This is a genomic window from Caballeronia sp. NCF2, from assembly GCF_023631205.1.
In the GTDB taxonomy this organism is placed as follows: domain Bacteria; phylum Pseudomonadota; class Gammaproteobacteria; order Burkholderiales; family Burkholderiaceae; genus Caballeronia; species Caballeronia zhejiangensis.
Map to the genome: position 1 here is coordinate 61,767 of NZ_JALQDN010000035.1, position 9,304 is coordinate 71,070.

The window sequence follows — 9,304 nt, forward strand, 5'->3', positions numbered from 1 at the left end:
GAGTAAAGAGTCATGGGCCACGAAGAGTTCATGTCGCAGGAGGAGGTCGATGCCCTCCTCAAGGGCGTCACCGGCGAGATCGATCAGGAAGCTGACGAGAAAAAGCCCGCCGGCGTACGTCCGTACAACATTGCGACGCAGGAACGCATCGTCCGCGGCCGGATGCCCGGCCTCGAAATCATCAACGACCGCTTCGCGCGTCTCATGCGCGTGGGCATCTTCAACTTCATGCGGCGCTCGGCGGAAATTTCCGTCGGTCCGGTGAAGGTGCAGAAATACAGCGAATTCACGCGCAATCTGCCGATCCCGACCAATCTGAACCTGGTCCATGTGAAGCCCTTGCGCGGCACGTCGCTGTTCGTGTTCGACCCGAATCTCGTGTTCTTCGTGGTCGATAACCTTTTCGGCGGCGACGGGCGTTTTCATACACGCGTCGAAGGCCGCGAGTTCACGCAAACCGAGCAGCGCATCATCGCGAAACTGCTGAATCTCGTGTTCGAGCATTACGCGACGTCGTGGCGCAGCGTGAAGCCGCTGCAGTTCGAATACATGCGCTCGGAGATGCACACGCAGTTCGCCAACGTGGCGACGCCGAACGAAATCGTCATCGTGACGCAGTTCACGATCGAGTTCGGCTCGACGGGCGGCACGCTGCACATCTGCATGCCGTACTCGATGATCGAGCCGATCCGCGACGTGCTTTCCTCGCCGATTCAGGGCGAAGCGCTCGAAGTGGACCGCCGCTGGGTGCGCGTGCTGTCGCAGCAAGTGCAGTCGGCGGAAGTGGAACTGACGGTGGATCTCGCCGAGATCCGCTCGTCGTTCGAGCAGATTCTGAACATGCGCGTAGGCGATGTGCTGCCGATCGACATTCCGGAGCAGGTCGTCGCGAAGGTGGACGGCGTGCCGGTGATGGAATGCGGCTACGGAATGTTTAATGGTCAATACGCGCTGCGCGTGCAAAAGATGATCAGCGCGAGCGATACGATGAAGGAAGGTGGATATGAGTGACCTGATGCAGAACGACGCGCCCGGCGCGCCGGAAAAAGGTGAAGAGCTGATGCTGGACGACTGGGCGAGCGCGCTCGCCGAGCAGAACGGCAACGAAGCGCCGGTGGCCGCGAGCGCGGGCGTGTTCCAGCCGCTGTCGAAGGCCGCGGCGCCGTCGACGCGCAACGACATCGACATGATTCTCGACATCCCCGTGCAGATGACGGTGGAACTCGGGCGCACGAAGATCGCGATCCGCAACCTGCTGCAACTCGCGCAAGGCTCGGTCGTGGAACTGGACGGCCTCGCCGGCGAACCGATGGACGTGCTCGTGAACGGCTGCCTCATCGCGCAGGGCGAAGTGGTCGTCGTCAACGACAAGTTCGGCATTCGCCTGACCGACATCATCACGCCGTCCGAACGCATCCGGAAGTTGAATCGATGAAACGCCTGGCCGTTGCGCTGCTCTTCGCCGCGCCTCTTTTCGCCCATGCCGCCGACATGAACGCGGTGAACCACGCCGCGCAGATCGCCTCGGGCGTCGGCGCGGGCACCGCGGTGCCATCGCTCGGTTTCGGCGCGGTGTTGCAGACGCTGCTCGGACTCGTGATCGTGATCGGCTTCGTGTTCGGCTGCGCATGGCTCGCGCGCAAGTTCGGCTATCAGGGCGGCAAGCGCAGCGGTCTCGTGAAGGTCGTGGGCGGCGCATCGCTCGGCAACAAGGAACGCGTCGCGGTCGTCGAAGTGGGCGATACGTGGCTCGTGCTCGGCGCCGGTCCTGGCAACGTGCGTCTGTTGCACACGATGCCCGCAGGCTCGGCGGAAGTGGAAGGCGTCGGCGTTCCCGCGCAATCGTCGCCGCCGGCGGGCAACTTCGGGCAGCGCTTTCGCGACGCCCTCGCCGGCGAAGCGAACAAGCGGCTCCAGAAGTTCGTTTCTCCCGGCAAATAAGTCAGTCTTGCCGATGCATCGGGCGCGGTTCGCGAGGACCGCGCCCGATGTGCGTTTACGGCGCACGTTCGCAATAGAACGAGTTGGCGCGGGTTTCCCCCTCTTTTCGCCCCATCGTCCCATGCCGCGATAGCCGAGAATTCACGCTATCGAAAGAGGCAGGATTCCATGGTCATCACGTTCGTCGTTCATCAAGGTCAGCGCATTCTCGATGCCCTCGCAAGCATCGTCGGCGGGAGCAAGTAATGCAGGTGAGTCGTAACATCGTGCGCGGCGTGAAGCTCGCGCTGCCCGTCGCAATCGGCCTCGCGCCGTATCTGGCGTTCGCGCAAAGCACGGCGGGGCTGCCCGCCTTCAACACGAGTCCCGGCCCGAACGGCGGCACGACGTACTCGCTCAGCGTGCAGACGATGCTGCTGCTGACGATGCTCTCGTTCCTGCCCGCGATGGTCCTGATGATGACGAGCTTCACGCGCATCATCATCGTGCTGTCGCTGTTGCGGCAGGCGCTCGGCACCACGAGCACGCCGCCGAACCAGGTGCTCGTCGGCCTCGCGCTGTTTCTGTCGTTCTTCGTGATGTCGCCGGTTCTCGACAAGGCTTACACCGACGCATACAAGCCCTTCTCCGAAGGCCAGATCGCGATGGATCAGGCGATGACGCGCGGCGTCGCGCCCTTCAAGCAGTTCATGCTGAAGCAGACGCGCGAATCGGATCTCGCGCTGTTTGCGCGCATCTCGCACGCCGCGCCGATGAACGGACCGGAAGACGTGCCGCTTTCGCTGCTCGTGCCGTCGTTCGTCACGAGCGAATTGAAGACGGGTTTCCAGATCGGCTTCACGATCTTCATTCCGTTTCTCATCATCGACATGGTGGTGGCGAGCGTGCTGATGTCGATGGGCATGATGATGGTTTCGCCTTCGACGATCGCGCTGCCGTTCAAGCTGATGCTGTTCGTGCTCGTCGATGGCTGGCAGTTGCTGATCGGCTCGCTCGCGCAGAGCTTCGTTTCCTGATTTCGTGAGACTTTGAAATGACGCCAGAATCCGTCATGACGATGGCGCATCAGGCGATGTACGTCGCCTTGTTGCTCGCCGCGCCCTTGTTGCTGGTCGCGCTCGTCGTCGGTCTCGTGGTGAGCCTGTTCCAGGCGGCCACCCAGATCAACGAATCGACGCTCTCGTTCATTCCGAAGCTGATCGCGGTGGCGGTGACGCTCGTGATCGCCGGTCCGTGGATGCTCTCGACGCTGCTCGACTACATGCGCCACGTTTTCACGATCACGCCTGCGATCACGGGCTGAGTTTCGTTCGATGTTCTCCGTCACCTATGCGCAGCTGAACGGCTGGCTCACGGCGTTTCTGTGGCCGTTCGTGCGAATTCTCGCGCTGATCGCCACCGCGCCCGTGCTGAGCCACATGGCGATTCCGATGCGCGTGAAGATCGCGCTTGCGGCCTTCATCTCGCTGATCGTCGCGCCGACGCTGCCCGCGATGCCGCAGGCGACGGTGTTTTCGGCGGCGGGCGTGTGGATCATCGTGAATCAGTTTCTGATCGGCGCGGCGATCGGCATGGTGATGCAGATCGCGTTCGCGACCGTCGATGCAGCCGGCGAGTTCATCGGGCAGCAGATGGGCCTCGGTTTCGCGACGCTTTACGATCCGCGCGCGGGTGGCAATGCGGTGGTCGTGTCGCGCTATCTGAACACGCTGGCGATGCTCGCGTTTCTCGTCTTCGATGGCCATCTGCAGTTGATGAGCGCGCTCGTGGCGACTTTTCAGAGCGTGCCGATCGAGGCGAATGTGGTGGCGTCGGCTTCGCATGCGCAGGGATGGCGCGTGTTGGTCGGGTATGGCGCGAGCGTGTTTTCGACGGGCTTGCTGCTGGCGTTGCCGATCGTGGCGGCGCTGCTTATCGCCAATCTGGCGCTCGGCGTTTTGAATCGCGCTGCGCCGCAGATCGGGATATTTCAGGTCGGGTTTCCGGTGACGATGCTCGTCGGGCTGCTTTTGTTGCAGCTCATGGTGCCGAATCTGATGCCGTTTTTTCAGCGGGTTTTCGATGTGGGGATTGCGCAGATTGGGCGGGTTGCGGGGGCGCTTTAGTCGCTAAAGAAGCGCCTGCTGCAAGGGCGCCCGATGCTCATGCACTTTGATGATTCGATACTCGTTTTTCAACGCGCCAGCTTCGATCGATTGAATTTGGCGTAGATCGACGACGAGGACGTCGCCTTTTCCAAAGCGTTCGCCGCTATTCACTTTGCTCAGAAATACTTCGTCGTCCAATGCGGCGAAAAAAGGATATTGGCCGTCGTGAACGCGCCATTTGTTTCCGTCCTTGAATACGACGGATTCCACCAGCAGGACTTTTCTCGCAACGAAGTCCGAGACCACTTCGCCGCTGTCATTGTCGGATGATGCAAATGACGCAAGCTCATCGTCTTCGATGATGAGTTCCACTTTCTCGCCGCGCACGATACCGAAGTTCGATATGCCTTCGCGCTCGAGAGGCGACAGGGTCTTGCTAAGACTCGAGCGCACGGTGGTATTTCGCCAGAGGCGCACGACATTGGCCTCGACCTCGACGGACTCCGTTTCTGTGATCCACACATGCGAGACTTCACCGACCTGTTCGATTCGGTGTGGCCGGCGTCCGCGCAGCTTGCGTGCCAGCCCGACGACGCCGCCACCGCCGCCGATGAGGCCGAGGATGGTGAGGATCGTATAAGCATTGGAAATTGCCGTGGCATTGGACCCGGCGAACATATCCCGGATCTGGGCCAGCAGTTGTTGCACGAAGATGAGATCGAGTTCGAACGAACCGGCTTTGAAACTGCCTTTGACTTCGACCCGGACATCGGCTGAATCGCCGTTCAGTTCCTTGTTCGCTGCCGTGAACAAATCGGCGATGGCCACGAGCGCGGGCGCAAGGTCCCGCACATCCATTCGATGTTCCGCGAGTGCAGGGCCGTCATATACGACGTTGAACCGCTCGTGGTTGCTCATGTCGTTGTGATGTTCGGAATACTGGGATTCGCTGCCGCGCGGGCTGGCAGGTCGACCGGATGTTACCACGCAGCCTCCTCGAATAGCGGGCCGTGGCGGGCACCGCCATACATGCGATAGGGCCGCCCGAGGGGCGGAAACTACGCGACAACGGGACTCGTCAAGGATGAGTCATTTCACGATGCCGAGCGGCAACATCATGTCTGAGCGCGCACGATAGAGATACACGAAACGTCCCATTTCGCGTGCTCTTCTACCGCACCTCGATCTGAGTTGGCTTCCTTTGCATACCCAACGGCAGCGCGTAGCGCTGCGCCGAAGCTGTTTCGTGCTGAACCAGCGCGCTCAACGTATTCGGGCGGCAGATCGTGCGCGAGCCAAGCCCGATTGGTTCTATGAGGGCACTCTTTAGGCGAGTGCCACCGAGGACGAGGGGACTACCCAAATTGCGTGTGACCGCGGGCTTGAAAAGCTGCTTTCTTTGCCTACTTTCTTTGCAGCAGCAAAGAAAGTAGGTGCCGCCCCGCACAGGGGCAACGTTAATAGACCGACGCGAATACGGGATCCGGCGAAAGCAGAAGGGAGAACGCAGAAAGCAAAAAAAGCCGCCCTCAACCCTGAATGTAATCAAACAACGACATCTTCTGAATCTGCGAAAACGCCATCTGCGCGGCCTGCAGCGAACTCTGCGTCAACTCGTACTGACTGATCGACGAAACGAGGTCGATGCTCGTCAGATTCGCGATGTCACTCGCCGTCTGCGTCTGACTCGTCTGCATTGCGCTCTGCGTCGACTGCACTTGCTGCTCGCGTCCGCCCACCACCGTCTGCGCCGCCAGCACGTTGTTGAACGTGTTGCTCACCTTCGTGCCGATCGTCGTCAGCGTGTTGGTCAGCGCCGCCTGCGCGCCCGGCGATCCCGTCGGCTGCTTGAGCGCGTTCACGAGGCTGTCGAGCGTCGCGAAGATGTCGTTGTTGCCCGACGCCGCCGGCTCCACGGAGAACGTGTCGCCATCGGCGGGCGTGCCGTCGATCGTCACCTTCTGGCCGCCAAGCGCGATGTCCGTGCTGCCCGTGTAGGCCACGTTCGTCGGCAACGATGAATCCGCCGGGTTCGACGTGACCGAGTAGGTCGTCGAGCCATCCGTCGCCGAGACCGAGAACTTGATCGTGTACGTGCTCGCATTGGCCGCGTTGCTCGTATCGTTGACGCTCACGCCGCTGATCGTCCCGGTGCCCGTGTTCGTGCTGGCCGCGCTCGACACCGGATCGCTTTCCGTCGGCAATACGCTGCCGAAGATCGACGCGCCCGTGTCGCCCACCGGGATCGTCCGTCCTTCGCTGATCTGCACCGTGCGCTGGCCGTAATCGCCCGAATACTGCGCGCCGACGCCCGACGGGTCGTTCGTGTACGGCTGCGTGCCGCCCTTGAGTCCCGAGAAAATATAGTTGCCGTTGCTGTCCGTGGTGTTCGCGAGGCTGAAGAGCTGATCGCGCAAACCCTGAATCGTGTTCGCGATGGCCGTGCGGTCCGAATCGGTGAGCGAACCGTCGCCCGCATGCACGATCTGCGTCTGCACGCTCGTCAGCGCGCTGCTCACGCTGCTCAGCGTCGCGTCTTCCTGCTGCAGCGCGGACAACGCCGTCGTCTGATTCGTGCCGTACTGCGTGAGCGCGCCGCTTTTCATCGTGAGCTGCACCGCCTGCGCCGCGCCGAGCGGATCGTCCGACGCGGTGAGAAGGCGCTTGCCCGACGAGATCTGCTGATACATCGACGAAAGCGTACTTTGCTGGTCGCTCATCGAAGCGACGTTCAGGTTGAAGTACTGGGAACTGGAAATACGCATCGCGTTTAGCCTCAGTTGAACATGCCGAGCAGCGACTGGAACAGCGTCGCGGCGGTCTGAATCACCTTGCTGTTCGCTTGATAGAGCTGCTGGTACTGAATCAGGTTGGCCGCCTCTTCGTTCAGGTTCACGCCCTGCACCGATTGCTGCGCCGAAGTCGCCTGGTTGAGGAGCGAGGTCTGCGCCGTGCTCGTCGCCTTGAGCTGATTCGTCTGGTTGCCGATGTTGTTGATATAGCTCGAGTACGAACTCGTCAGCGTGTCCGTGCCGCCGTTGAGCGACTTCGCCGACACCAGGTTCGACATCGCGAGCGCATTGCTGCCGTCGCTCGTGCCGCCCTTGTTCTGCGCGATCGCGAACGCGTCGCCGTCCTTCGGCGTGCCGCTGATGGTCGCCGAAACGCCCATCGCCGAGACCGTGAGACCGTTGTTCGCGTCGTACGGAATCGTCGTGCCCGCGGTGTACGTCGTCGTGCCGACGGTGACATCGACATCCGATGTAAAGCCGTTCGCCGACGCGCTGTACGTCAGGTTGATGCCCGACGTCATCGTGTTGCTCGTCACCGTCGCCGAGGAAATCGATGCCGTGCCGGTGTTCGTGGTCGCCGCCGACGTCACCGCGGGCGACGCCGCCGCGATCGCCGCGCCGTTGCTCGTCGTGAGCTTGAAGTTGTCGAGCGCGCCGCGCGTCGGCTGGATCGTGAACGAGTCGCCCTTCTGCACGCCGCTGAGCGTCGACACGTCGATGTTCAGGCCGTTGATCGTCTTGTTCGTCTCCGTCGCCGGATCGATCGTGCCGAGTGTATTGCCGCTTGCCGGGTCCGTCACCGTGTACTTGCTGCCGTCGTACGTGACCGTGAAGTCGTTCGTCGGCGGCTGTGCGCCATCGGCGATCGTCGCCGTCGGCACGCCGGTGCCCTTGTTGCGCGCGTTCGAGATGACGGTCGGATCGCTCGTCGAAAACAGCTTGCCGCCGGCCTGGCCGTTGAGGTCGAGACCGAGCGCGTTCTGATCGTTCAACTGATTGGCGAAGCTCGTCGCGATCGCGCCGAGTTGCGCCTGCGCCGGATCGAGCGTCTGCGTGCGGAAGTCGATGAGACCGCCGACCGTGCCGCCCGTCAGCGCCGAGTTGTCGAGGTACTGCATGTTCGCGGCCGTCTGCGTCGCGCCGTTGCTGCTCTGGTAGGCGATCGTGAGCTCGCTCGGATCGGACGGCGACGGCACGGCTTGCAGCCCGTACTGCGTACCTCCGACGACGAGCGGCTGCCCGTTGCCGATGAACACGTTGTAGTTGCCGTCGGACTGCACGACCTGCACGCCGATCATCGACGACAGGTTCGTGACGAGCTGATCGCGCTGATCGAGCAACTGGTTCGGCTGCTGGCCGCCCGCGCTGGCGATGTTGATCTGCTTGTTGAGATCGGCGATCTGTTGCGAGTAGCTGTTGATCTGCGAGACCGCGCTCGTCAGTTGCGTGTTGACGCTCTGACGCAGTTGGTCGTATTGCTGGCCTGCCGTGTTGATCTGATCGGCGAGCGTTTGCGCGCTGCTCATCAGCGACTGGCGCGCGGAGGAACTGTTCGCCGAATTCGCCACCGACTGCAGGCCGGAGAAGTAATTCGAGATGCCTTTCGAGATGCCGGAAGTCGGATCGCCGACGAGGTTGTTCAGCTGCGAGATCAGCGAGTAATACGTGCTGGCGGCGCTGCTGGACGCTTGCGTGTTGTTGACTTGCGTCGTCAGGTACTGGCTGTACTGGCGCGTGACGGTGACGGCCTGGACGCCGCTGCCGAGATAGCCCGAGCCGGTGAACTGACCGGGCGACTCCTGATATTGGACTTTCTCGAGCGTATAGCCCGGCGTCGCGGCGTTGCTGATGTTCTGTCCCGTCGTCGTGAGGCCCCATTGGGCCGCGTTCAAACCGGAAAGACCAATGCTGAAGATGTTATTGGACATGCGTGAATCCTGGTGAAGCGGCGTTGGATCGAGCGCTGCCGCATGGCTGATTTGTATATCGGCCGATTGCCGGGGAAGTTGAGCGTTTGCGGGTTGGGTTTTGGCTTTTACCGAAGCCCGGGCGGTTTTTGCGATGGGGCCATTATCGGAGAGGTGGCGCAATGGCTATTGCGCGAAGAGCATGCCTTTTTGGGGCTAATTCTTCGATTTTGTTTCGTTGGCCTTGGTTTTTCGCTTTTGCTTTTGCTTTTGCTTTTGCTTTCGCTTCCGGTTTCGCCGGATCCCGTGTTCGCGTCGGTCTATTAGCGTTGCCCCTGTGCGGGGCGGCACTCACTTTCTTTGCTGCTGCAAAGAAAGTAAGCAAAGAAAGCAGCTTTTCAGGCCCGCGGTCACACGCAATTTGGGTAGTCCTCTCGTCACAGGCGGCACTCGCCTAAAGAGTGCCCTCAAACACCTAACCGGGCTTGGCTCGCGCACGGTCCGCCGCCCGAAACCGTTGTGAACGCTGGTTCAGCACGAAAGAGCTTCGGCACAGCGCTACGCGCTGCCGCCGGGT

10 protein-coding genes are annotated in these 9,304 nt (G+C 61.6%); 7 read left to right on the plus strand and 3 right to left on the minus strand.

Going from position 1 to position 9,304, the window contains the following annotated elements; genetic code table 11:
• Positions 1-12 precede the first annotated feature (12 nt).
• From fliM to fliR, 6 genes are all read left to right on the plus strand, one after another.
• The gene (fliM, locus tag NCS02_RS13715; protein ID WP_008352571.1) at positions 13-1,011 is read left to right on the plus strand and encodes a flagellar motor switch protein FliM; all 999 of its coding nucleotides are present in this window, start codon (positions 13-15) and stop codon (positions 1,009-1,011) included.
• On the plus strand, positions 1,004-1,435 hold the full coding sequence (gene fliN, locus NCS02_RS13720) for a flagellar motor switch protein FliN (RefSeq protein ID WP_008352569.1): 432 nt from the start codon (positions 1,004-1,006) through the stop codon (positions 1,433-1,435). Before fliM ends, fliN begins: the two co-directional genes overlap by 8 nt.
• Positions 1,432-1,941, plus strand: a complete 510-nt coding sequence (gene fliO / locus NCS02_RS13725; RefSeq protein ID WP_008352567.1) for a flagellar biosynthetic protein FliO — start codon at positions 1,432-1,434, stop codon at positions 1,939-1,941. The genes fliN and fliO overlap by 4 nt, the downstream gene beginning before the upstream one ends.
• A 245-nt stretch (positions 1,942-2,186) precedes the next feature.
• Positions 2,187-2,957 carry a flagellar type III secretion system pore protein FliP gene (gene fliP / locus NCS02_RS13730; protein WP_033536657.1) on the plus strand — a complete coding sequence of 257 codons (771 nt, stop codon included), beginning with the start codon at positions 2,187-2,189 and terminating at the stop codon, positions 2,955-2,957.
• A 17-nt stretch (positions 2,958-2,974) separates the two neighbouring features.
• Positions 2,975-3,244 carry a flagellar biosynthesis protein FliQ gene (gene fliQ / locus NCS02_RS13735; protein ID WP_008352562.1) on the plus strand — a complete coding sequence of 90 codons (270 nt, stop codon included), beginning with the start codon at positions 2,975-2,977 and terminating at the stop codon, positions 3,242-3,244.
• A gap of 10 nt (positions 3,245-3,254) precedes the next feature.
• Entirely contained in the window at positions 3,255-4,046 is a 792-nt protein-coding gene (gene fliR / locus NCS02_RS13740) for a flagellar biosynthetic protein FliR (RefSeq protein WP_008352560.1), read from the plus strand.
• Positions 4,047-4,049: 3 nt separating this feature from the next.
• Here fliR and NCS02_RS13745 read toward each other — a convergent pair whose 3' ends face one another.
• From NCS02_RS13745 to flgK, 3 genes are all read right to left on the minus strand, one after another.
• Positions 4,050-5,015 carry an LAPAL motif-containing putative phage structural protein gene (locus NCS02_RS13745; RefSeq protein WP_235366282.1) on the minus strand — a complete coding sequence of 322 codons (966 nt, stop codon included), beginning with the start codon at positions 5,013-5,015 and terminating at the stop codon, positions 4,050-4,052.
• 542 nt (positions 5,016-5,557) lie between these two features.
• A complete protein-coding gene (gene flgL, locus NCS02_RS13750) occupies positions 5,558-6,793 on the minus strand; it encodes a flagellar hook-associated protein FlgL (protein WP_034473278.1) in 1,236 nt (411 codons plus the stop codon).
• 11 nt (positions 6,794-6,804) lie between these two features.
• The gene (flgK, locus tag NCS02_RS13755; RefSeq protein WP_008352554.1) at positions 6,805-8,748 is read right to left on the minus strand and encodes a flagellar hook-associated protein FlgK; all 1,944 of its coding nucleotides are present in this window, start codon (positions 8,746-8,748) and stop codon (positions 6,805-6,807) included.
• A gap of 42 nt (positions 8,749-8,790) precedes the next feature.
• Between flgK and NCS02_RS13760 the strand changes: the two genes are divergently transcribed.
• Positions 8,791-9,054: a hypothetical protein gene (locus NCS02_RS13760; RefSeq protein WP_250523198.1), complete on the plus strand. Its 264-nt coding sequence runs from the start codon at positions 8,791-8,793 to the stop codon at positions 9,052-9,054.
• The last annotated feature ends 250 nt before the right edge of the window (positions 9,055-9,304 follow it).

What these genes read in the sequence shown, in the direction of transcription:
- fliM (WP_008352571.1), top strand. Translation starts at nt 13, where the DNA reads ATGGGCCACGAAGAGTTCATGTCGCAGGAGGAGGTCGATGCCCTCCTC.
- fliQ (WP_008352562.1), top strand. Translation starts at nt 2,975, where the DNA reads ATGACGCCAGAATCCGTCATGACGATGGCGCATCAGGCGATGTACGTC.
- NCS02_RS13760 (WP_250523198.1), top strand. Translation starts at nt 8,791, where the DNA reads ATGGCTGATTTGTATATCGGCCGATTGCCGGGGAAGTTGAGCGTTTGC.
- flgL (WP_034473278.1), bottom strand. Translation starts at nt 6,793, where the DNA reads ATGCGTATTTCCAGTTCCCAGTACTTCAACCTGAACGTCGCTTCGATG.
- flgK (WP_008352554.1), bottom strand. Translation starts at nt 8,748, where the DNA reads ATGTCCAATAACATCTTCAGCATTGGTCTTTCCGGTTTGAACGCGGCC.
- fliN (WP_008352569.1), top strand. Translation starts at nt 1,004, where the DNA reads ATGAGTGACCTGATGCAGAACGACGCGCCCGGCGCGCCGGAAAAAGGT.
- fliR (WP_008352560.1), top strand. Translation starts at nt 3,255, where the DNA reads ATGTTCTCCGTCACCTATGCGCAGCTGAACGGCTGGCTCACGGCGTTT.
- fliP (WP_033536657.1), top strand. Translation starts at nt 2,187, where the DNA reads ATGCAGGTGAGTCGTAACATCGTGCGCGGCGTGAAGCTCGCGCTGCCC.
- fliO (WP_008352567.1), top strand. Translation starts at nt 1,432, where the DNA reads ATGAAACGCCTGGCCGTTGCGCTGCTCTTCGCCGCGCCTCTTTTCGCC.